This window comes from Enterococcus sp. DIV1283b (assembly GCF_051710965.1).
In the GTDB taxonomy this organism is placed as follows: domain Bacteria; phylum Bacillota; class Bacilli; order Lactobacillales; family Enterococcaceae; genus Enterococcus_B; species Enterococcus_B lactis.
In genome coordinates, this window is the sequence record NZ_JBIOLR010000001.1 from 2,845,436 (window position 1) to 2,868,420 (window position 22,985).

Annotated in this window: 18 protein-coding genes; 3 read left to right on the forward strand and 15 right to left on the reverse strand. The window is 38.6% G+C overall.

Features of this window, described 5'->3' with window-relative positions; genetic code table 11:
- Positions 1-43 precede the first annotated feature (43 nt).
- From IGJ53_RS13910 to IGJ53_RS13925, 4 genes are all read right to left on the reverse strand, one after another.
- Positions 44-1,030, reverse strand: coding sequence for a polyprenyl synthetase family protein (locus tag IGJ53_RS13910; protein ID WP_259741891.1), 987 nt, complete (start codon positions 1,028-1,030; stop codon positions 44-46).
- A 22-nt stretch (positions 1,031-1,052) separates the two neighbouring features.
- Entirely contained in the window at positions 1,053-1,619 is a 567-nt protein-coding gene (locus IGJ53_RS13915) for a Gx transporter family protein (protein WP_042957083.1), read from the reverse strand.
- 13 nt (positions 1,620-1,632) lie between these two features.
- Positions 1,633-2,049 carry a NusG domain II-containing protein gene (locus IGJ53_RS13920; protein ID WP_010733030.1) on the reverse strand — a complete coding sequence of 139 codons (417 nt, stop codon included), beginning with the start codon at positions 2,047-2,049 and terminating at the stop codon, positions 1,633-1,635.
- A 455-nt stretch (positions 2,050-2,504) separates the two neighbouring features.
- Positions 2,505-4,439 carry an NAD(P)/FAD-dependent oxidoreductase gene (locus IGJ53_RS13925; RefSeq protein WP_259741890.1) on the reverse strand — a complete coding sequence of 645 codons (1,935 nt, stop codon included), beginning with the start codon at positions 4,437-4,439 and terminating at the stop codon, positions 2,505-2,507.
- 301 nt (positions 4,440-4,740) lie between these two features.
- On the opposite strand from IGJ53_RS13925, the gene pplA reads away from it, so the two are divergent.
- The 3 genes from pplA (at position 4,741) to menA (ending at position 7,835) form a co-directional block, all read left to right on the forward strand.
- Positions 4,741-5,676, forward strand: coding sequence for an extracellular electron transfer flavoprotein PplA (pplA, locus tag IGJ53_RS13930; protein ID WP_002307821.1), 936 nt, complete (start codon positions 4,741-4,743; stop codon positions 5,674-5,676).
- An 89-nt stretch (positions 5,677-5,765) separates the two neighbouring features.
- Positions 5,766-6,869: an FAD:protein FMN transferase gene (locus tag IGJ53_RS13935; RefSeq protein ID WP_010733028.1), complete on the forward strand. Its 1,104-nt coding sequence runs from the start codon at positions 5,766-5,768 to the stop codon at positions 6,867-6,869.
- A gap of 12 nt (positions 6,870-6,881) precedes the next feature.
- On the forward strand, positions 6,882-7,835 hold the full coding sequence (gene menA / locus IGJ53_RS13940) for a 1,4-dihydroxy-2-naphthoate polyprenyltransferase (protein ID WP_010733027.1): 954 nt from the start codon (positions 6,882-6,884) through the stop codon (positions 7,833-7,835).
- A 188-nt stretch (positions 7,836-8,023) separates the two neighbouring features.
- Here the strand turns inward: menA and IGJ53_RS13945 are convergent, their stop codons facing one another.
- The 11 genes from IGJ53_RS13945 to IGJ53_RS13995 all read right to left on the reverse strand — a co-directional run bounded on the left by IGJ53_RS13945 (position 8,024) and on the right by IGJ53_RS13995 (position 22,979).
- A complete protein-coding gene (locus IGJ53_RS13945; protein ID WP_010733026.1) occupies positions 8,024-8,701 on the reverse strand; it encodes a hypothetical protein in 678 nt (225 codons plus the stop codon).
- Entirely contained in the window at positions 8,694-9,299 is a 606-nt protein-coding gene (locus IGJ53_RS13950; protein WP_010733025.1) for a hypothetical protein, read from the reverse strand. The genes IGJ53_RS13945 and IGJ53_RS13950 overlap by 8 nt, the downstream gene beginning before the upstream one ends.
- A 167-nt stretch (positions 9,300-9,466) precedes the next feature.
- The gene (locus IGJ53_RS13955; RefSeq protein WP_010733024.1) at positions 9,467-10,210 is read right to left on the reverse strand and encodes a hypothetical protein; all 744 of its coding nucleotides are present in this window, start codon (positions 10,208-10,210) and stop codon (positions 9,467-9,469) included.
- 1 nt (position 10,211) lies between these two features.
- Complete coding sequence (locus tag IGJ53_RS13960; RefSeq protein ID WP_010733023.1) at positions 10,212-11,147, reverse strand: hypothetical protein; 936 nt, start codon at positions 11,145-11,147, stop codon at positions 10,212-10,214.
- Positions 11,148-11,172: 25 nt separating this feature from the next.
- Entirely contained in the window at positions 11,173-14,262 is a 3,090-nt protein-coding gene (locus tag IGJ53_RS13965) for a lysozyme family protein (RefSeq protein WP_010733022.1), read from the reverse strand.
- Positions 14,263-14,295: 33 nt separating this feature from the next.
- The gene (locus tag IGJ53_RS13970) at positions 14,296-16,644 is read right to left on the reverse strand and encodes a VirB4-like conjugal transfer ATPase, CD1110 family (RefSeq protein WP_259741865.1); all 2,349 of its coding nucleotides are present in this window, start codon (positions 16,642-16,644) and stop codon (positions 14,296-14,298) included.
- Positions 16,641-17,036 carry a PrgI family protein gene (locus IGJ53_RS13975; RefSeq protein WP_259741866.1) on the reverse strand — a complete coding sequence of 132 codons (396 nt, stop codon included), beginning with the start codon at positions 17,034-17,036 and terminating at the stop codon, positions 16,641-16,643. Before IGJ53_RS13975 ends, IGJ53_RS13970 begins: the two co-directional genes overlap by 4 nt.
- Before the next feature lie 9 nt (positions 17,037-17,045).
- Positions 17,046-17,870: a hypothetical protein gene (locus tag IGJ53_RS13980; RefSeq protein WP_010733019.1), complete on the reverse strand. Its 825-nt coding sequence runs from the start codon at positions 17,868-17,870 to the stop codon at positions 17,046-17,048.
- 35 nt (positions 17,871-17,905) lie between these two features.
- The gene (locus IGJ53_RS13985; protein ID WP_010733018.1) at positions 17,906-18,133 is read right to left on the reverse strand and encodes a hypothetical protein; all 228 of its coding nucleotides are present in this window, start codon (positions 18,131-18,133) and stop codon (positions 17,906-17,908) included.
- Between the two features lie 219 nt (positions 18,134-18,352).
- Positions 18,353-20,260 (reverse strand): VirD4-like conjugal transfer protein, CD1115 family, encoded by a 1,908-nt coding sequence (locus IGJ53_RS13990; RefSeq protein WP_010733017.1) that lies wholly within the window; start codon positions 20,258-20,260, stop codon positions 18,353-18,355.
- Positions 20,261-20,294: 34 nt separating this feature from the next.
- Complete coding sequence (locus IGJ53_RS13995) at positions 20,295-22,979, reverse strand: hypothetical protein (protein WP_438750498.1); 2,685 nt, start codon at positions 22,977-22,979, stop codon at positions 20,295-20,297.
- Between the last annotated feature and the right edge of the window lie 6 nt (positions 22,980-22,985).

Sequence of the window (22,985 nt, forward strand, 5' to 3'; positions counted from 1 at the left end):
TTTCATTCTTAGGAATCTATCCACGTGTTGAACCAATTTCTATTCAGTCTTTGCGATCCAGAATCAATTGGGTAAGGGAAAAAAGATTTTCTCTCGTTCGAAGAGAGGTGTCAGGTAATTTCTTGATTTCTCTCAACGCCTTTTCGGTGTAGGCTGCTGCTAATTTCTTGGCTTCTCCCACACCTCCTGTACGTTCAACGATTTTGCGTACAGCTTCAACGTCTTCTTCTGTCATTTCCGTTTTCTTCTCTAAATAAGGCAGTAAACTCTGTTTGTTTTTTTGCAAAGAATAAATCAGCGGCAAAGAATAGACTCCTTGACGCATGTCTTCTAGTACAGGTTTCCCGATTTCCTGACTCTCTTTTGTATAATCCAAAATATCATCGATAATCTGGAAGGCCATCCCGATAGAGAGTCCGATATCTCCTGCTTTTTTTGCGAAACGCTCGCTTGTTCCACTTTCAAAAGCGCCAACAGAACAACTTAGTTGGAACAATTCAGCTGTCTTACCTGAAATGTTCTCCAAATATTCTTTTACAGAAAGTTCATAATTATAGCGATCATCCATCTGCCCTAATTCGCCATTCAATACTTTTTCCATACTGCGAGAATTCAATTGAAGACTTTTCAGGGAAGTCGAGTAATCAGACAATAGTTTAAAACAGCAGACAAATAAATAATCTCCTGCATAGACAGAAACGACATTACCAAACTGACTACGGATATTAGGCTGACCACGCCTCAGATCCGCTTCATCAACGATATCATCATGGATCAGTGTGGCCGTATGGAGCATTTCGATGGAAGCTGCCAAAGCGATGGCTTTGTCCCGGTCTTGCTCTGGTCCAAATTGTGAGAACAGTAGCTGATAGGCAGGTCGCAACAGTTTTCCGCCGGCATGGATCGTTTCTTTGATTGCTTGTTCGACAGGTTTGTTTTTCAGACGGACAGTTTCTTCCATCCGTTTTAGTGTTTCTGTCAATTCTTTACTTAAAGCAGGATAGTTTTCCCACATTGGATGTAGCTTCATAAAAAAACTCCTTGTGTGACGATTATTTTTTGGTAAACATCGGGCTCCATTGTTGTTTGGTTCCCTGCTCATAATCTTTTTGGAATCTTTGCAGTGTCTGCACATGTCGTAAAAGATAATTCGCCGCGATCCCGATAGCGATTCCTGACAAGATTCCTAGAACGGAAAGGACTGGCAAGTACAGCATGACTGTCCATGATTGCGCAATGAAAGAGGCCATCAAAAGCTGACCGACATTATGCATGAAACCGCCGGCCGCACTGATTCCGATGATACTGACACGTTTGGGTCCTAATTGCTTAACCAATAACATCCCAAAATAACTAAGCAGAGCACCACTCATACTGTAAAGGAACGTGGAAATCGTTCCACCTAGCAAGGTAGTCAGAAATAGTCGCAGCCACAATAGCAAGAAGCTGTCCCGTTTTTTCATGGTAAAAATCGCAACGATCGTAATCAGGTTGGCTAAGCCCAGTTTTGCCCCAGGCGCAAAAGCAAAAGGATAAGGGATCATATTTTCCAATAAGCCAATGATCACTCCTTGTGCAACAAGTAGCGAAATATAAATCATTTTTTGTAATTTACTCATGGTGTGTGAAGGTCTAATAAATCAGACTGTCTTCGTCACCCCCATCTGTTGATCGGACCTCGATCACTAATTTATGTGGTAAACAAACAATGGTTTCGCCATTTTTCGTTGCCCAGCCTCGACGTACGCAGATCTGGTCATCGCAATCTGCTTCTTTTATCCGTACTCGATCGCCATCTATCTCGATCAAGTTATAATCTCCGTGTTCATCTTTGTAAGTATATGTGTAGCTCTTTTCTCCAGCCATCAAAGGGAATGTTTTGATTTCTGTGCCATCCACACGCAGTACCGCTTCTTTTTCTGCTGTTGCGGTGTTTTGCTGAAGACCAAAAATCATGACTGGTAAAAAAGAAAGAACAGTCAAAAGAAAAATAATAAAAACATCCCAAGGTTTGAGCAGACTTTTTTCAGCAAATTCTTTAAGGCTCATTTTTGTTCTCCTTTTTCCAGATTAACTCACCCAATTTTAGCATAAAAACAAGAGGTTGTGACACCTGCGCCTTGCTTTGAGTAATAAGAACGAAGAGTAGAAAACAGCTTTCCATGTTTTCTGATTCTTTGGGCTTATTACCGAGAAGCAGCAGGTGGAACACCGTTTATATCAAGAGGTTGTGACAGAAGTGGGCAGCTTCAAGAAATAAGAAGGAATTTATGAAAATTGCTTCTCAAATTTTTGTGAAATTTCATCTTATTTCCGAAGAAGCTACTTCTGGAATACCGTTTATCAGAGGTTGTGACACCTGCGCCTTGCTTTAAGCATGGAGACTCATCTCGGACATCTTATTCCTTTATTTTTACATAAAAAGGAGGCTGCGACGGTTTGCCTCAGCCCCTTTCTATTGAAATATTGCATTCAAGTAACGTTGTTCATCTATTTTTGTCTATTTATTTCTTGCCGTATTGGGCACTTGATCTACCGTACCACCAATTACCTAGTGTACGTTGTAGCCATGGAATCACCCAGCGATCCAAACCAATCGCACGACCGGAACCGTTCATCAATGCGAAAGCAACAAAAATGAACCAAATGTTTACCCAGTAAAACATACCTGATAAGCAGAACGTAATCACTAATACGATCGTTGTCGCACAGCATAGCCATGTGAATAATCCAGCAATCAATGCTAATGCCAAGGCAATTTCAAAGAATACCATGAATTTCTGAAAGAACATCGCTACATCATTATTTGGCATGATCACTTGCATGATCTTTGTGAACCAGTCTGGTGACTTCTCAATCACAGCCATTGGTTCTTCTCCGTATGCATAACTTAACCCGAAATGTGCAGCTTGAGTTGCTGCTTCTCCGGCACTTGCCCCTGCTCCGCTAGCAGCTGTCGTTGCATCTCCAGCAGCAGAAGCACCACTGGCAACATCTGTTACATTATATTCCCATGTCCAAGGGAATACACTGTTTCCAGTGAACCATGATCCTTCACCAAACCATGTACTTGGTTTGAACACTTCACCATTCCCAATGATTTTTTTGGAAGCTTCAACAAACCAAACTAAACCATAGAAAATACGAAGTGGCACACTCCATAAGACGTTGCCGTAACGAGAAGAATGTCCGCGAGTCACGTTGCGATCGTCTTTGATATGGAAAAACTCATGCATTAAATATTGGAACATATAATAACCAGAACGAATATCAAAGAAGTATTTCAAATTCACGATATGTTTCATTACGATAGCTAAAAATCCGCTTAAATGGATCTTATCAAATAGGTTAGCTACCCCCCATTTGGCACCAATAGAAACCATAAATCCTTGATAGTTTCCTTTAAATTTATGCTTTTCTCCGCCTTTGATCGAAGCCACGATATTCGCTGCGGCTGTGTGTCCTGTTTGTTCAGCAGCTTGGACGATCTGCGGTGTCGGTGTTCCTGGGAACTCTTCATAAAAGACTAAATCACCGATGATATAGATGTTTTTATCTTCGTAGCCTTTTGCCTGCATGTATTCATTGGCGATCAACCGCTGTCCGCGTGCTGCTTCTAATCCAAAGTCAGCAGCGTCAGAAGTTCCTTTAACACCAGCTGTCCAAATCAGTGTGTGAGTCGGAATATTGCGTCCGTCCTTCAGCTTGATATGATCCGCAGCCACTTCTACGATTGGTGCGTTCAATAATAATTCTACATTGTGCTTACGCAAATAGCGTTCAGCTTTTGCAGCATCATTTCGGTCTAACATATTCAAGATCGTCGGCATTGCCTCTACGACCATCAGTGTGATCTCGTTTGGATCCAACTTATACTCTTTGGCTAAGCGATTTTTCCAGTCGATTAGTTCCCCAATCATTTCAATACCGGTAAACCCAGAACCACAGACAACGAAAGTCAGCATGGCTTTACGCAACTCATCATTTGGTTCCAATGCAGCTTTTGCTACTGTCTTCTCAATATGTTCCCGAATCCTTACAGAGTCTTCAAATGACCAAAGGGTGAATCCGTGTGCTTTGACACCAGGTGTACCAAAGTCATTCGGCTCTCCGCCCATTCCAAGGATCAGCTGATCAAAAGGATAGGAACCTAATTTGGTCTTGACGATTTTCTGTTCTTTATCGATACCGACTACAGTGTCTGTGACAAGTTGTACATTCTTTTGACGAGCAAACAAATGCTGCAGATCGTATTGGATTGCTTCTGGTTCTACACGTCCGCCAGCTACTTCATGCAACTCGGTCATCATAGTATGGTACGAATGACGATCGATCAGAGTAATTGCTACATCTTCTTTTTTCAGTTTCTTTGCCAAGTATTTTGTAGCTGAAACACCGGCATATCCTGCTCCTACAACGACAATATTTTGCTTTGCCATTGATCATCCGCTCCTTATAGACTATCTATATAATGAATATATGATAATTCTTTTAGTTTGATACTTATTACACAATCTCCATATATTATATAGATGTTCTGTTCTTTTGTCTAACTCCTTTTGGATTTTTTTCAAATTTTAAAATAAAGCGTTTTTTCACGAAATTTGCTGAAAGAAAACGTTTGAAATATTACATGGGTTATTTATCAAAAATAGTTGACTTATAGGCTAAAAAGATTAGAATGTATAATGAATCACAAAGAAAAGTTGTGGACTAAAAATGGAATGGTGGGGTATTAAAATGAAGAAAAAACGTTTTGTAACTGGATTTGCCGTGTTAGCATTTTCAGCTCTAGTGTTAGGCGCTTGCGGCGCAGATGACAACGGAAGTTCAAATTCTTCTTCTGAATCATCTACAGCACAATCTTCGACTGCAAAAAGCACAACAGAATCATCTGCAAAAGTTGTTGCTGGCGGAGACTTGCAAGACGGCACATATAAATTAGAAGAAAAAAATTATTCAAATGGTTACCGCGCAGTCTTTGAAATGGTTGTAAAAGACGGCAAAATCACTGAATCAAAATATGATAACGTCAATGAAAACGGCGAATCAAAAACAAAAGATGCAGAATACAACAAAAACATGGAAGCAAAATCTGGCACAAATCCAGAAAAATACATTCCTGAGTTGAATGACCAATTCTTAAAAGCACAAAGCGCAAGCGGTGTGGAAGTCGTAACTGGAGCTACTCACTCATCTGAAAGCTTCCAAAACTACGCACAACAATTGATCCAAGCTGCTCAAGCTGGTAACACAGATACAATCGAAATCGACAATGGTGCTGATTTGAAAGACGGCACTTACAAGCTAGAAGAAAAGAACTACTCTAACGGCTACCGTGTGCAATTCGAAATGACAGTTGCTGGCGGCAAAGTAACTGAATCAAACTTTGATTATATTGACAAAGACGGTAAATCAAAACAAGATGATACAGAATACAATGAAAACATGAAAGCCAAAAGCGGGACAGAACCAAAAACTTACATCCCTACTCTTAACGATGAATTCGTCAAAGCAATGGGTGAAGAAGACGGCTCACCAGCTGATGTAGAAGTTGTTACAGGTGCTACACACAGCTCACATTCATTCATCATGTATGCACAACAATTAGTGAATGCAGCTGAAAAAGGCGATACTCAAACAATCGAAGTAGATAATATCGTAACAGAAAAATAATCACATAATCATACTAATAAAAGTTGGAGGGTGGGACGATAGCCAGATTAGGCAGTCGTCTCACCTTTCAAAATGAAGAGAGGAAAACAATGCGGAAAAAACTACTATTTTCCTTAATCACACTGGGCATCTCTTTTATGGTGCTAACTGGCTGCACTAATTCAGCAAAAAATACAACTACTGAAAGTTCAGCATCTACCAAGATCTTAAAAGATCCGTACTCTGATGAACAGTTCTTGTTAGGGACTTACGTTCGTATCCGTGTGTATGATGAAGGCAAAGAATCAGCATTGAAACCTGCCTTTGATCGAGTAAAAGAACTTGGTGATAAAATCACGATCAACCAAAAAGGTTCTGAGATCGATGAAGTAAATGCACAAGCTGGTATCAAACCCGTAAAAGTTTCTGACGACATTTATACATTAGTCAAACGAGCCTATGAATATAGCCAAGATTCTCAAGGCGGATTCGATATGGCAATCGGTGCAATCACTCAATTATGGCGAATCGGTTTTGATGACGCCAGAAAACCTTCACAAGAAGAAATCGATCAGGCATTGAAATTAGTGGATTATCATAAGATCGAACTAAATGACAAAGAAAAAACGGTCTATCTAAAAGAAAAAGGGATGATCATCGACTTAGGTGCAATCGCCAAAGGTTACATTACGGACGAAGTAGTGAAAGTCTTGAAAAAACAAGGTGTGACTACTGCTATCGTCGACTTAGGTGGGAATGTCTATGTCTTAGGACACAGCCCAAGAGGCGAAAATCAAGACTGGACAGTCGGCATCCAAGATCCAAATATGGCTCGTGGCTCTGTTCTAGGTTCGATCAAAGAACGGAACAAAACATTAGTTACTTCTGGAATTTACGAGCGCTATTTAGAAGTAGATGGCAAAAAATACCATCATTTGTTCGATCCAAAAACGGGTTATCCGTTCGACAACGATATCGCAAGTGTCACGATCATAACAGATAAATCGATCGATGGTGACGGTCTGTCTACAGCAGTCTTTTCAATGGGTGTGAAAAAAGGTCTGGAATATGTCGAAAGCGAATTGAACAATGGGACGGAAGCAATCTTCGTAACGAAAGATGATAAAGTATATGTGACCGATCCAATCAAAGACACCTTCAAATTATCTGAGGACTCCCATTACACGATGGGTGACCGTTCTGAATTAAAATAAGGAGCACGAACCATGACACTAAAAATCTTTTTAGAAGTAGTTGAAATACGAACAAAGGTGGCTAGTGTATTTCCTTTTGCGGTAGGGGTATTATTCTCTATCGCTTTTTTTCACGAGATACATTGGTTGAACACTTTTTTATTTTTTATTGGAATGCTAGTTTTTGATTTGGCGACTACCGCAATCAATAATTACATGGATTATGAAAAGGCTCATTCTGAAGTATATAAGTATGAAGAAAACGTCATTGGTCGCAGAAATCTATCCCCTGTGTTGATTCGAAACATGATTTTAGCGATGATCGCATTTGTTTTTGTTATTGGCGTTATTTTAACGATCAATACGGGTTGGCTTTTGCTTTTGATGGGATTTATTTGTTGTTTTATCGGAGTATTCTATACATTCGGTCCAATTCCCTTGTCTCGAATGCCTTTAGGGGAAATCTTCAGCGGAGTGACTATGGGACTTGGCATTTTTGCCATGGTCGTTTATGTCAATACATTTGGTTCGGATGTCTATGATCTGACAGTCGATTTTTCATCCGGGCAATTTGCTTTGGTAGGGAATCTTTGGGCTGTAGCAGCAATTGTCTTAGCCTCTTTACCCCTGGTGTTTACGATTGCCAATATCATGTTAGCTAATAATTTGCGAGATCTTGACCGCGATATTGAAAATCATCGCTATACACTGGTTTTTTATATCGGACGTCCAGCAGGGACAGTCTTATTCCAGCTATTGATGTATGCTTGCTATTTTGTGATTTTGATGGGGTTATTGAGTGGTATCTATGAATGGCCGATCTTAATCACCTTCTTGACTTTACCAATTGTAAAGAAGCATTTAGATCAATTCAAGCAAACATTACCCCAGCCTATCAGTTTCAGCTATTCCATCAAAAATATGGTCTTATTCAATGCTAGCTATGTATTGGGTTTATTACTAACAATCATTATGCAAGCCATTTAACGACTTGAAGAGGTTGTGACAGAAGTGGGCAACTTCAAGAAATAAGAAGGAATTTACGAAAATTGCTTTTCAAATTTTTGTGAAATTTCGGCTTATTTCCGAAGAAGTTACTTCTGGAACACCGTTTATTCGGAAAAAGGAACTGCAACAAGACTTTTGTCACAGTTCCTTATTTTTTTAGATTCGTATCAGCGAACTTGATGAGGACTTTTTTGAACTGATGAATTTCTCATAGACTCAGCATTTTTACGCGCTTGTTCTACCATATTTTCTAAGTTTGGATTTTGTTTATTAATCTCTCCTTCTCTACGCACAGCTGGTAGTAATTCCTTCAATTCATTGGACATTTGTTCCGCACTACGAAGGTGTAACTTGACATTTGCAGTATCAGCAAAATTGTTGATCGTACGGATCACTTCCGCTGTCTTTTTAGGATAAAAATTGTTGTAGCTATTTTTTAAAGCGTTTAAAGCAAATCCTTCTTTATAATTCAATCGTTTAAATGTTTTACTGTCTTTTACATAACTGGATTTATCTTTGATTTGTTTTCTTGTTTCATATATTGTTTGCTCAAGTGTATGCATTTTCTGACAAATTTTTCCATAATCAACCAAATTGTTTTGATATTTTTGAATTAGTCCTACAGATTGATTATAAATCGTTATTCCATTTTTATATTCACCAGATTGAAATGCTTTTTTAAATGTTTCTCTATACTCGGGACTTTGTAGCGCTATCCCTTCCTTCTGTATTTCTTTTTGTCCCTCAATCAGTTTTTTGTTTATTGATTGCCATTCTTTACAAACATTTTTGAATTTCTCATTCAACAATTCTTTTTCTTTTTTTAAGTCCTTCTTTTTAGGCATTTCTTTCGACCTCTCTTTCTGTTTTATTAAGCTTACATGTTGGCTTTGCTGTTTTACCGACAACCGTTTTTTTTATGTTTTGATTTTCTCTAGGATTAGTTTGAATACTTTTAAGGGCTGCTCGAGCTTTAATAAGCTCTTCTTTCGTGACTTGAAGATTACTAGAAAGTCGTTCTTTATTCACTTGTTGCTTGTATAATTTAATTCCAAAATTTGCTGTTTTCCGGATATCGTTCATTGATCGTTCAACACTATGACTTAAATTTGATTTGGCTGTACCCACCGCATATCCTTTTCTTTTCATCGTCTTGCTTTTATACTGATAATCATTTTTGTCATTCAATAGCTTTCTTACATCTAGAATCTGTTCTTCGACATCCGCTAATCTTTGATTCCACACCCTGTATGCTTCTTTTGTTTGATTATATTCATTAAGCAACACTCGCTGTTCAGGAGGTGAAATCATCCTTCTCGTCATTTTCTTCTGTTGTTCGTTTAACTTCTTTTCGATTTTTTTGACGTTATTTAAAATATAAGTAAAGTGATTATTCAGTAAGTTTTTACTACTGCGTAAATAAGCTTTTTCTCGTTTATCCATAATGAACCTCCGCTTTATTCACTAAATCGAGTCATGTGCTGTTGACAATTGCGCCTTGTTTCATTTGTCTATTGTTCTTGAGATACAAACTGTTATACGCTTGATTTAGAAAATGCTTAGGAAGAGATGGAAATCACATTCTTCCTAAGCTTTTTCGATTTATTTTCTTATCTAGATAATGACGGTGCTGAAATTTTTTTCTCATTGAGCATTTTTTCATTCAATTGTTTGGCTACCTTAGTTGCGGAAACTTTAATCTCACTTAATGAACGTTGACGGTTCTGTGTTGGAGCAACACGATTGCTTTGCATTCGTTGGATTCGGCCCCGCGATTTTGCAGCTTTATTGCTTCTTGTTCGCTCATTTCTCTCTGCTTTTGTATCTGATTTTTGCGATGCCGATCCTAGTTCTCTGGTTTCGATATTCCGGTTCACAGTAATTTCTGGCGTTTTGTCTTTTTGAATATTTGATTTTACTTTTCTAGGTCTAGCCATTCCTCTTTTAGCATTGATTTTAAGTGTGGGCCTAGCTGCTTGATGTGTTTTTTCAGATAATCCCACCGTTTTGCCTTGCAATTCCTGACTTTTGGTCTGTCTCTCATTTTGGACTGCTATATTTTTTTTGTTCTCTTGTTTGACTTCTTTTTGTTTCCCACGCAACTTTTCCACAAAATTGATGCTTCTTGTTCTAGCGTTATATAAAAGTTTAAACATAACTATTGGAACACGAGGCAGGCTTTTAATAGTCTCGCGAAAACTTTTCTTTCTCACAAGATTGATCGTTCCTCTTCCAATTCTATATAGAGACTTCACGGCAAATAATAAAATACGGGGAGTGCTTTTAGCGAGATGGAGAAACCCTCTTTCCGTGAGTTCTACTTCTTTATCTTTCGCAGCATTATTTCCATCCATATCAGTTCGTCACATCTCTTTCTGTGATAATGACTTTGTTTCCATCTTCATCCGTCGTTTCGATCGTACGTTCAGGCAAATCTTCTTGTTTCGTTCCATCTTGTGTAAGTGTGACATCATCATATCTTTTTTCATAATAAGAGTTCCACTTGAAGGTCCCTACTGGTCCTGCCAAGATATATTTTGACCCTTCTTCTGTTATCTTAAAATTAATATCTTGTTTTCTATCATTTCCGTCTGTTCGGCTTAATGAAACAGTAGCTCCTCTTTGTTCCGTAACTATTCCTGTTATGGTATATTGGAATGTCTCCGTTTCCTTATCATCACCTTCGATTTTCGTTTGAATATATTCCCCATCTTTGAATTCCAACTTGAATGTTCGATCTGAATTTTTGTTCTCCCAGTGACCTTGCGTCAAGATATCAGACCACATTTGGTTCACTGCTTTTTCAGCCGCTTCGATTTGTTCTGCATTTTCTGATTCCATTTTTTGTTTGATGTCTTCATTCGGATATAAGAAGATCTCTTCTTCTCCTTCTTTCAGATACATCACTGTGCTACCCATCCGTGTTTGTAACTGGAATTCCTTTGTTTTTCCATCTTCTGCTTCTAAAACCATAATATTTTGATCCTTGAGGTAGTATTCGCCTTTAGGAATCCAGGAAGAAGCCCAGTAAGTTCCATCTGCATCTAACTCGATATACATATCATCCGAACGGTTCGAATACCATGTTCCGCTGTAGATTGTTCCGTTATAACGTCCGATCGTTTCTTTGCTTTCTTGGGTCTGTTCTGTCTTATCATTTGCTTGGGCTGTTTCCTTTGGTTTTCCACTCATCAGTGAATAAGTGACAAGAGTAATTACTGCCACGATTAGAACAGCTATACCTATAATGATGTTTCTTCCAGCTTTTGTCTCTAAAAAATTTTTAAGCATCTTCGCACCTTTCCTAAAAATAAGATTATGGGGTTCCATACCCCGAGATAGCTATGCTATCTAAAGCATAGGTTCTTCTTCTTACTCGATTGTCGGAATTTCCTTCGATGACTTGGACCATTCCGCCTCCTGCATATTCTACGATCCCGACAAAATCCTTGCCAGTTCTTCCACCTGTCCAATCAAAGAAAATAAGATCACCAGATTGTGGTAAATACTCTTCATCATGACGTTTGAATTTTTCATTTTCGTAGAACCAGTCTCTCATCGCTAATACATTTGGCGTCTTCAATACTTTATTTTGACTGATGTAACCTGCTTGATCTGCTACCCATGAAACGAACATCGCAGACCATTCTGCACGATTTTCAAAACCAAACCAGCGCCAATATTTATCACCATTCAAATTCCCTAACTCTTCTCTAGCTATTTCTACCATACGTCCACTCTCGACCATGATATTATTCGTTACAAGTTGCGCATAAAACATATTTCCATAATCATATCGCCACGTATAACCAAACAGCAACGCAGTAGGATTGTGATACGGAACGGTTTTTCCATTACTTTTATCTCGGGCAAAGATCCTGCTGTCATCAAAGGAGTAATCACTATTTCTTCGGATCAAGTCATCTAAATAACCTTCTCCAAAGTTATATGCCTGGACGGCAGCTCGCTCATTCTTCTGGTTTTCCTGTGCTTTTTTCAGAAGACGAGCAAAATAACGTACGCCAACTTCGATGGATTCTTCTGGACTCCTAATTGAATTTGGCGGTCTTCCTTGTGATTCACTGGCTTGCATGATATCCGGAAATTCTCTCTCATTCCCGCCTGTTTCTACCCAGATAATGGATAAAATCGCATTTTCATACCCTTCGATATTATTCTTCTTTGTCTCTTCGGCCACTTTCTCTCGCCATTTAGTAACAGAAGCTGGTGGATTGATCAGTTCCCCTCTCAACCCTCCGCCACTGCGGAAATAACCGAGATTCGTCTCATGAGCAAAAGAAAGATTATCGATATACACTGCTGGATATAGTGGCGGATCTGCGTGCCAGAAACGATAAAGCTCCATATCCATAAGCAAATTACCACCATTATCAGAACGAGTATATCCAATAAGATCACCTGCAGATAATCGCTGCCCTGAACGTAGTCCAGGAACAAGATCGATGTTTCGGTAATGCAGATAAAATGAAAATTCATTGATGTAGACCCATGTACGTAAACCAGTTCCGTCTCCTAAAATCCTACCGATAGTTTCTTCCCCCATCGCGTAGACTGGCGTCCCTGGCTCTGCTTCTAGCACAATATCATTGTTTCTATCATCTGGATTTCGTCCACGATATCCGTAATTGTCGATTACACTTGCGTAATGAGTGGCCCCGAATGGATTAAGTAAAAAGATTTTGTTCTCAAAGCGATCTAAATCACTGATTGGATAATATTTATCAACTTCCTCTTCATCGAATGCAGATACTCTGCCGTAATAAGGGTCATTGTTTGAAGGAATAATTCCTCCTCTCATCGTATAGACATCTACTTCCGGGTCTGAATCTAGCATTTCTCCTAATGTTTGGATATTGATGTTGATCGTCACGATATTTTTTGTTTCTCTTTTGACTTCGACTCTCTCTTCCCCAGTTTCTTCGTCAATCGTTACTGTTGTTGTTTCGATTTCTTTTCCTAGTTCAGCAAGCGTACTGTAGTTATAGACCATGTCATGGATAGCAAGGATTTCATCTCTGACTCGATTGACACGGACTGGTTCTTGCGTCAATGGATGGGGTGCATCTTTGAATATGGCATAGATAGTTCCTCGACTAGTCCAAGGAATCCAGTGACCAGTTTTTTGACCGATTCTTTCCCGATATTTCGCTATTGCTAATTCATCGATATCGTAATCTTCGAATTTTGCATTCAAATAGTATAAGTAACTATCGCCATTTGAAGAATATAAGAACGTCTCGGGATCTGATTGAACACCGTTGACATGGAAGTATACTTCATCGAATTGATTGTCATTTGCTAAATTTCTGTAAGCATTGTAGACATTTCTATTTTTAAGAGCATCTAGTTGAGTGACATAGCGATAAGCTTCTTCAAGTGCCATGTCTTCGGTCTTTATCACGAATAGACTAGCAATAAACATGAAAATCGTGATAATTACAGTGATGACCGTAATGACTATTGCCACGATGGTTATGATGATAATCAGTTTCAACAATATCGGTACTAAAATAAACAGCGCAATCAATAGCCCGATTAAATTCAAGTTGCCGTCCCCATCTCGTCCTACCTTATCGATCACTAATTCCTTTATCTGTGAACGAAAACGATTTTTAGGCGAAATATTTCGTTGTAATGAACGGTCTACTTTATGTTTTAGATTTTTCACACTGTATGTGCTTGCTCGACCAGATTGTCTCTTATATTTCTGGCTGGTTTGACCAGTTTGCTTCGATTGATCAGAGAGAGTCGAACGCTGATGTTTTCTTTTATATGTTTGAGCAGTTTTGGACTGTCTGTTGATTTTAGTCTGATTTTGCTTCAAAGAAGCTTTTTGCGCCTCACTGACATAGCCTTTATATGACAAGTCTGTTTGTAAAGCTTGTTTACGAAAACTCTGCTTACGAATAATCGTTTGTGTTGTCTGCGTGCTTTGTTTATTAGAAATCACACTATTCCGATAAGTCTGTTCATTCGGTTTTTCTCGTTGGATGATATGTTGTTGGTTCGTTTGGCGAGCATTTTCCAATTTTAGCTCTTTTTTTGATTTTAAAAGTAATTGTCTTCTTCGAAATAACTTTTGCTGTTTCGCGATTTTCGGATTGTTCACTGCGACAATTCTTTTTTCGAGAAGCATGGCACGAAGGCGTTTTTTTCGCGTATTCGAAGTAATCAGTTTTACTTTTTTCCCGTTTTTTTTCTTCAACCGAATGTTTTTCTTTTTCTCACTACTCGTTTTGAAGGCTTTTCTTTTTGATGATTTCTCACCATTTCTATTTAAAACACTATTTTCTGCTTTAGACTTGGAAGTGGAGATGCTTCCTTTCTCATCCTCTCTTTCGTTATCCAGTTCAATATTTCCTCTTGGATTTTCCAAATCAGCCACTATCACATATCCTTTCTGCTTGTTTTTGCTTTATTATGTTTCTCCAGGCTTGGTTGACATCATTTTGTACAGCTTCGTATCTTTCGGAAAGTGATCATAAAACGGGAGAGTGGTATCCCCAAATACCATCAATCCGTAGCCTTCAGGAGAATTGACGACATATTTCTCCTGTTCTTCCGAAATATCGAATAATCGAACGAGCTGTGTTCTATCTGATTTAGCCTGATTGAGCATCATGACGAAGTCACTGTTAGACAGCATTCTTCGTGCAAGATCCGATAGCAGCAATGTCTCCACGTTCTGAGTAATCCCTGTTGGAATGGCCCCCCATTTTCTTGCCCGACTCCATAGTTCAAAAAAGTAATTCTCTGAATATTCATTGGTAAACAAAAGCTGCATCTCATCGATATACAGCCATGTTCGCACGCCTCGTTCTCTGTTTTCCGTGATCCGATTCCATACTTGGTCTAAAACGATCAGCATCCCCATTGTCTTTAACTGTTTCCCTAAGTCTTTGATATCGTAAATCACAAGTCGTTTGGTTATATCCACATTGGTTTTTGCAGAAAATACCGATAAGCTTCCTTCGATATAAATCTCCAAATCCATGACTAGCTGTCTCGCTTCCTCTTCTTCCTGCTCTTTCAATATGTTATAGAAATCCACAAAAGTGGGTGTATCACCGCTCATTAATTCGTACGTTCTACGACAAACTCGGTCGATTAATGTTTTTTGTGTTGAGCTCAAGCCTAGTGCCCCACCAATGATCAAATCGAACAACGAAATCAAGAATTCTGACTTCAATATTACAGGATCGGTATCGTCCCCATAGTTTTCATTGATATCCATCGGGTTGATCGTTGTTGCAGAATCACTGGATATTTTGATGATCTCTCCATTGAAATTCTGTCCAATAACGGAATACTCCCGCTCTGGATCAATAATAATGACTTCATCTTCTGCATCTCGCAATAATACATTCACGATCTCACGCTTGACTGAGAAACTTTTTCCTGACCCTGGTGTACCTAGCACAAAGCCGTTAGGCGCTTTCAACAGCTTTCTGTCTAGTGAGAGTATATTTTTGGAAATGGCATTGACGCCATAATATTTCCCGTTTTCTTGGATCAGATCAGAGATCGTAAAAGGAATAAAAATCGCTGTGCTGGCTGTTGATAGCGTACGATCTAGCGGTATCGAATTTATTCCTAGCGGGAGTGTCGCATTTAGTCCATTCTCCTGCATAAACTCTAATTCAATGATTTTGAATCCAAAGCGACGACCTACTGCATTCACTTCATCTTGGACCTCTGCTAAATTTTCAGTTGTTTCTGCCCGAAAATGGATTGAACTTGTTATGGCGTAAAGCTTCTGTCCTCTATTTTGCAAATCGTCTACCAATCCTTTTGCTTCCGTTAATGAATACGAAAGGTCATAAGAAAGCATTTCGTAGTCGTAACCACTTTGCAGTGCCTTTTTTTGTTCATCGACTTTTTGCTGTTCCATAAAGGCTAGCTTTGTTTTTACCAAATCAAAAGCTTCATCTTGTTCTAACGGATCGATATGCAGAGTGATCACTAATTCTTTAGGAATCTCCAGTAGTTCATATAAAAATGTATCAGCTAATTCAGAAGGATATTCTTGGAGATAAATTGTTTTGGCATAATGAGAATCTACCTTCAAATAATTTTTATTTTGTTTTACTTCGATGATTTCTGGGAGTACATCTTCCGCTTCTTGCTTTTCTCTTTTGTCATCTGTTCCTAAAATCTCCGAGAGGATGGTCAATAATTCTGGTTTTTCGATTTGTTTAGTTTTACTTCCTAATCGACTGGCAAACATTGAGAATCGATCTGCCACCATTTCTAATTCTTTTTCTGCATGTTCTATCTTTGTATGTTTTTGGACAAAAGTGAACAAGATACATTTGCGGTACCCATTTTTTTCTTCGTCTAATTTTCTAGAGATGACTTCATTCATTTCTGATCGATAGTCATCTAAAAAATCACCTTTTTCCTGATAATAAAGGACTTTTTGCAAGTCTGCCAAAGGACGTTTCTTTTTATAAACGGTCAGTTGCAACTTGGTTTTACTACTTAAAGAATTCAGAAAATCACAGTATTGAGAAAAAATCTCGATTTGATGTTCTTCTGAAGATAACTGGTAATTGATATCTTCTAATTCAATCGTTGTAGAAAAGGTAATCTCATCGATTTGACAAATGCCACTAGGATAGATTTCCTGAAACGTAAAAGTAGCTCGCAAAGGATCTGTCTCTTTTATTTCTTTTGGTTTCTTCCCGCCTTTTTGTGTTTTTGGTTCATTGTTTTTCAATTTTTTCTTTAATTTTCTCGTTTGAGTAAGTGACTTCAACTTCATCATGTTTCTTGTCCGCCTAAATCTTTATTTGCTTCTATATTTGTTTCTTCAGTTTGTTCTTTCTCTTCTTTTTTGCTTTTTTCTCCCATTTTCGTCTCTTGCTTCTGCCTCACACCGGGTGAAAAATGGTACTTGAAGAACTGTTTGATATATACTTCAAAAGTCAATCCATTACGCTTGAACCAACCAAATGAAACGATTGGTATCGATGAAAGGATCATCAACCAACTGGTGATTTCCATCGGGATCTTCAGCCATGCAATGAATATTAAACTGATGACGATATTCACTCCGGCAGCAACACTAAGACAAAGCAGTTGCTTCAGGGTCATACCAGCGATTACTTTTTCTTTGTATTCTTTGATATCTTTTGGTACTTTTACTTCGACAGCCATAGTTCCTCCTTATGATGCAGAGAGCAATGTTTTTGCCCATCCTTTTGTTTTATTGATTGAAAGCAGTAGAGCAAGCATATAAATGGTCAATCCCATGATGATCCCCCAGATTCCGCTACCGACTTCTTCCATGATTTTTATAAACAAAAGCGGATAGATAACTAAGACCAAGCCAATAAATGTTGCTTGTAGTCCCGTGGCCGCAAAATTTTTGAAAAAGCTTTTCGACATTGCTGAAAATTCCTGGTTTGGAAGTGCCCCCATCGGGATTGGTGCCATCGCACAAAAAATATAAAGTTCCAAGAATCTTAGATAAATCGTTACTTGGATCAACACTCGCACAACAAGCGAAACCAAAAACATGATACACATGACTAATAGAATAACTAGTTGTTCCCACCATGAGAGGTCGGCGACTGCTGAACTTACCCGATCTGCCACATTATTCAGTACACCATCATTTCCGATCTCGATCACTCTGGCAGTCAAGTTGCTGGTAATAATGATGATTCCGTCTAATATGTCTTGGATTCTTAAAATTACTATGTAACAAAGCACGAATTTAATCAGTGCTTTCATAATCATCTCGAATCCAAGCATAGGGGCGCCACCTGCCCCTTCTACTTTCATTGAGATCTTCTGGAACTCCAAAAGAACAAAAATAGCCAATATTGATAAGGCAATCGGCCCTACTACATGTTGCTGCAGACGCATAACCAAACTGTATGCATCATACATATAAGACTGCAGATCCTGACTCAACATAGCTTGCAAATCTTCTCCATTCAGATAAGTAATAATCTGATTGAAGAGACTCATTATCGCTGTGTGCATACGCTAAACTCCTATCATCCTCATTGTATTCAAACTCATGGCAACAAAGAACTCATATCAAAGGATGTAGCAAACCAGCCTGCAGCCACTAGAATCAATCCGCCACCAACGATTTGCCAGATACCTTGCTGCAGCTGAGGTCCATTTTTATCTTTTAAAGCACCTGCTAAAATAATCGTCCCCCAAATGAGCCACAAACCGCCTCCAACTAAAGTAAAACGTGAAACTAATGTAAACACCTGTTCTAATAATCTTGAATCCATAATAATTACAATCTCCCTTACTAGTTGATTTTTATTTTTAAAACCTAATTTCAGTATAGCTAAAATTTTCCCTTACTCTCTCACAGTTATTTCTAAGTTCAGAAAATTTTGGAACGTTTCAGAAAACACCTTTCTTAGTCATTTTCACATAAAGAAGGAGTCCCAAAAGAACCCCTCTTTCAATTCATATAGAGCTGCCGTTCATACTTTGTCCCATAATCAAACTGTCTCTCTCAAGGCTTCCTCGTCATAGTTATCGTCATGGTCTTCTTGATACTCGTCATACAAATCAGCTTCCTCATCGATCGTGTCATCTGCTTCGTAGAATGTCTCGTCAAAGTCTGAGAGCAACAGTTCATTTGACTCATAAGGTAACTCCTCTTGTCCAGGAAGCAACTGCTCCTCTTGCTCGGAAAAATCTCGCGTATACATATATTTCTCTGTGACATCTCCGAGTTTTTTATAATTCTTGTGTTTGGTGATGTCATATTTTGAAGATAGGAACGGATGGGCTCCTCGAATTTTCAAGATACATTCTTGCCCTTTCAGACTCGCGACTTCATCAGGATCCATCAGGTTTCTTCCTAGTTTTTGGAAGCTTTCATTGAACGAACCGTTTGCCCCTTTCGTCACACTGATGTTTCGTTGTTCGATCGTCTCTTTACCCAATAATTTAGAGATATATTCATGGGTGCTTTGTTCCATCCCTCCCAAGTACAAGAAGGAGTCACTTGTCCCGATGATCGTTTCCCATGTGTTCTTATACAATGTTTTCAGCTGACTGATATTTTGCAGGATCACACTTGTCGAGATCTCCCGACTTCGGACAACAGATATCACTTTTTCAAAATCTGGGATCTGACCGATATTGGCAAATTCATCAAGAATACAGCGTACGTGAACAGGCAGCCGTCCTTTGTATTCGTTGTCTGCTTTGTAAACCAGCATGTCAAATAACTGCTGGTACATCATGCTAGCCAGAAAGTTGAAACTCGTGTCTGTATCTGGTAATAAGATATACAAGATAGTTTTCTGATCTCCGATCGTATCCAATGCTAATGTGTCTTTGGAAACAAGCTGTCTGACACTCGGTATGTCAAATGGTGCCAGACGAACCCCCAAGCTGACTAAAATACTTTTCGTTGTTTTTCCTGCTGATAATTTAAAGATTTTGTATTGTGCAACAGCAAAATTCTGCGGGTCCTTTTCTTCTAATTCTTGGAATAAAACATCTAATGGACTGACAAAGTTTGGTACGTCTTCATCAATATCAGCTAATCGGACTAATTCGATCACACTTCCTAATGTACGATCTTCCTCCACGACCTCTTGGATCAGATAACTAAAAATGGCCATCAGCAAAGCAGTCTCTGCTTTTTCCCAGAATCCATCTCCACCTTTTTTATCCGGATCAGTTGTATTCTTGATCAAGTTGTTGATGATCTTTAAGATATCATCTTCATTTCTGAGATATTTGAAAGGATTATAGTAGTCGGTTGCTTTCCGGTTGATCAAATCAAAAATCTTGATCTTATACCCCGCTTCTTCAAACATTTTTCCTGTCTCCATCAACAACAATCCTTTGGAGTCACTGACAACATAGGAAGAATGCATCTGCATCAGATTAGGTTTTACAAAGAACCGCGTTTTACCACTTCCGGCTCCTCCTACCACGACGATATTTTTATTACGGTTGAAGTTGTCTCTTTTTGTAATCTTCATTCGACCAGATAAAGACAGACTTTCTGTTTTCGTCAATAAGATATTGAAGTCTTTCTTTTTATCAATAAATGGTCTGATGTCTCCAGGCTTTCCCCATCGCGCACTTCCGTATTCTTCGTTTGGTCTGGTATTTTTACTATCAAATGTCTTATATAAGACAAGCAATATATAAGCAATCCCAAACACAAAACCTGACAGCAACGACATTTGTTCGAATTCGATATGGATGGTGAATTCCGCTATTTCTGCAAAGCTCTGATTGATTGCTTCCATGATCCTATCTGCTAGCTCCAATGAAGCAAATCCTTCACTTAAGAACAGAAAGACGATCCGATTTCCAAAATAAAAAAGTATGCTAAAGACCAATAGATGGAGGCTAAAAATTATAAAGCGTGAATTTTTCACATGAGTCTCCTTTTCGTTTTTTCTTCTGTTTCATTTAATGGACTATCTGCTCCTTTTTTGGAGTTGGTTGACTATTGCTTCTGGTACGTGCTGGGCTGTTTCTATTGCTATCATCTTTTCCGTTTTGATTACCTGCCCGAACAACTGCATCTTGTTTTAAATCTTGAATTTGACGTGGCCCTGTTACTGACGAAATTTGAGAAGGCGCATTTCGATTATTTTCTGACCACTTTTGGTTTATAGGAACTACTTTGTTAGATGCCTTTTCTTGTTCGAGTGACGCTTTCCTATTTGGCTCTGCGTGGATCTCTGCTTTCACTTGTTGGTTATCTTTTGAGTATGCAAACAAGTTGTAGTCTATGGATCCAAGAGAACTTATTGAGCTTCTTTTGGCACCTAAAGCATCCTGAGAAACTACTGGGCTTGTTCGAGAAATATCTGACGAGATGCCTTGTTCTTTTGTTTCTTGCACTTTTGAGTCTTTTGTTGTCTCTTGTACCTCTTTCGCTTTCTCTTCTTTTTGATTCGAGAGGTCAAATGAATGAAGTGCTTTTTCTAATTTTTGATCAAAGTTTTTCTCTTCTCTCTTATTCAAATGATTTTCTACTTTTTTCAATCCAAATTTGTCGATCAGTTGCGCCCCGATACCCACAGAAGCCCCCATCAACGCTACAGTTCCAAGGGTAAATATACCGGCCCCAACTAGTCCAGGTGCGATGATTGGCATGAGGAATACAGAAGCTAATGCAATCAACGTACTTCCGCCTACTATGATCGCGAGTGTCTTCCAATTGTTCTTCAAGAAATCTTTCGTTTTGGCTTTCCAATCTTTTTTTGTGGAAGGTTCCAGACTTGGTTCTGCCGTTTTTTCTCCTTTAAGCGTTTCTTTGCCTTTTTCATTTGTCGTTATATCTGTTTTCTTTGCTTCTTTTTCTGTTTCTTTGACTGCTTCTTTTGTTACTTCTTTCGTTGCTTCTGGCTGCTCTTTTTCTTTTGTCAGTCCTTTATTTAGTTCTTCTTTATCTTTCTGAGCTTCGCGTCGATTGGCTATTTTTTTCCTCGCATAATTGATCAATTTAGGGACATAATAACTGGCACAAAAGAAAGAAAAAGCAGTAATCGCAACTGGTGCCGCATAGAGACTAACCGTCAGAGCTGGTAAAATCATCACTGCCCAACTTACAAATAAAGGGTATGCCGCCAAAGGCCATAGATGCAACGCTCGGCGGAGCCAACGCATTTTTTTAGAATGTGGGAATAGTTCTTTTTTTAAATCTTTGATATCCATGCTTTTGATCTTTTCGATATCTGTTTTGATCTTGTCAGTATCTGCTTTGATATTTTCAACAGTAGCTGATTGCCCCTTTGGCAGTTGGATCATTTCGGGATTCCACGTTTTAGGGTTATCTAACTGGGTCTTCAGCTTTGCGAGTTCGGTTTCATTTTCTTGGATCTTCTTATCTATCGCATTTAATTCTGGTAAATGTTTCGCTTTTTTAGGAATGATACCAATTATTTCTCTTTGTTTTTCAATCGTCACTTGGAGCAGTTCTTGTCTAGCTTTTAAATTTTCGCCGATTGCTGTATGTAAAGCATCTTTAGTTGATTTATCCGGCTCCTCTTTCTTGTCTCTTTCAGGTGTATCTTGCGTCTTTTTACCACTATCTGGTACGTCTGTCCGGGACTCTCCAGGATCGCTAGCAGCTCTTGGACGAGGTCCATTTTCCCGTTTTTGGCTAGGTTGCTCTTGGATGATAACGTTCGGCTCAATAGGATGAGGTGCTTTCTCTGACTTTTGTGTTTCTTGTCTCTGCCATAATTCTTTACTTGGCATAGGTGGTGGTACTGGAATACTCGGCTGTACCTTTTCACTATCAGCTCGATGCAAAGGTACACTTTCTTTGACTATTTGGCTAGGCTGCTCTTTTGGGATATCTTCCTTTTTTGGCAGATCTTTGGAGAATTCTACTTGTGCAGTAGGAACAGTTCGTAAAGTTGCAGCATCAATGGTTTTGATTTGTGATTCAATTACTGTTTTTTCTGCTAATAATTCTTTGTAGTGTATAACTACCTCTTTTTCTTCCCAACTTTTTCTTCGCTCTTTATCTTCAGGAGCTGGAGGTAAAGTGGATTCAAGTTTTGTGATTTCTTGTTCTTTTTTCTCTAAATCTCTAGACAAATGTTTTTTCAGTTGCCTAGATTCCTCTCTTAGTACGTTTACTCTTGTTTCAGCTGCTAGGATAGAATTATTTATGTTGCCGATCAGACGATTGTTTTCTGCCACATTTATTCGAGACAAAATCAGCTTCTCATTTTGATAGGTTTCGGTGTTAAACGTTTGGTCGGATGGATAAACAACCGTGCCTTTTTCTTGTTTGATCTTTTCTTGATGACCAGTGACTTTTTCAAGCTTTTCCTCGAATGTTTTTCTTTCCTGCTCCAACTCAACGAATGGCTTTTTATTTATCTTATTGATGATGCTTTGAAGTTTCTTTTCCTCTGAAAGATAACCATATAACTTTTTTTCTTCCGTTAGAGTTTCGATCTTTTTGTTAATTGCTATTGAAAGGGATTCGTTCAACCCATCGATATCAATATCGATCTTAGTGGTCTTACTTCGTTGTTCTTTGTCGATAATAGACAGATCTTTTGTAAATCTTTTGTCTTTTACGTCATATTCCAGAAGTTCAAATAACTTTTGATTGATTGGTGTAAGCATCTTTTT

What these genes read in the sequence shown, in the direction of transcription:
- IGJ53_RS13910 (WP_259741891.1), bottom strand. Translation starts at nt 1,030, where the DNA reads ATGAAGCTACATCCAATGTGGGAAAACTATCCTGCTTTAAGTAAAGAA.
- IGJ53_RS13915 (WP_042957083.1), bottom strand. Translation starts at nt 1,619, where the DNA reads ATGAGTAAATTACAAAAAATGATTTATATTTCGCTACTTGTTGCACAA.
- IGJ53_RS13920 (WP_010733030.1), bottom strand. Translation starts at nt 2,049, where the DNA reads ATGAGCCTTAAAGAATTTGCTGAAAAAAGTCTGCTCAAACCTTGGGAT.
- IGJ53_RS13925 (WP_259741890.1), bottom strand. Translation starts at nt 4,439, where the DNA reads ATGGCAAAGCAAAATATTGTCGTTGTAGGAGCAGGATATGCCGGTGTT.
- pplA (WP_002307821.1), top strand. Translation starts at nt 4,741, where the DNA reads ATGAAGAAAAAACGTTTTGTAACTGGATTTGCCGTGTTAGCATTTTCA.
- IGJ53_RS13935 (WP_010733028.1), top strand. Translation starts at nt 5,766, where the DNA reads ATGCGGAAAAAACTACTATTTTCCTTAATCACACTGGGCATCTCTTTT.
- menA (WP_010733027.1), top strand. Translation starts at nt 6,882, where the DNA reads ATGACACTAAAAATCTTTTTAGAAGTAGTTGAAATACGAACAAAGGTG.
- IGJ53_RS13945 (WP_010733026.1), bottom strand. Translation starts at nt 8,701, where the DNA reads ATGCCTAAAAAGAAGGACTTAAAAAAAGAAAAAGAATTGTTGAATGAG.
- IGJ53_RS13950 (WP_010733025.1), bottom strand. Translation starts at nt 9,299, where the DNA reads ATGGATAAACGAGAAAAAGCTTATTTACGCAGTAGTAAAAACTTACTG.
- IGJ53_RS13955 (WP_010733024.1), bottom strand. Translation starts at nt 10,210, where the DNA reads ATGGATGGAAATAATGCTGCGAAAGATAAAGAAGTAGAACTCACGGAA.
- IGJ53_RS13960 (WP_010733023.1), bottom strand. Translation starts at nt 11,147, where the DNA reads ATGCTTAAAAATTTTTTAGAGACAAAAGCTGGAAGAAACATCATTATA.
- IGJ53_RS13970 (WP_259741865.1), bottom strand. Translation starts at nt 16,644, where the DNA reads ATGATGAAGTTGAAGTCACTTACTCAAACGAGAAAATTAAAGAAAAAA.
- IGJ53_RS13975 (WP_259741866.1), bottom strand. Translation starts at nt 17,036, where the DNA reads ATGGCTGTCGAAGTAAAAGTACCAAAAGATATCAAAGAATACAAAGAA.
- IGJ53_RS13980 (WP_010733019.1), bottom strand. Translation starts at nt 17,870, where the DNA reads ATGCACACAGCGATAATGAGTCTCTTCAATCAGATTATTACTTATCTG.
- IGJ53_RS13985 (WP_010733018.1), bottom strand. Translation starts at nt 18,133, where the DNA reads ATGGATTCAAGATTATTAGAACAGGTGTTTACATTAGTTTCACGTTTT.
- IGJ53_RS13995 (WP_438750498.1), bottom strand. Translation starts at nt 22,979, where the DNA reads ATGCTTACACCAATCAATCAAAAGTTATTTGAACTTCTGGAATATGAC.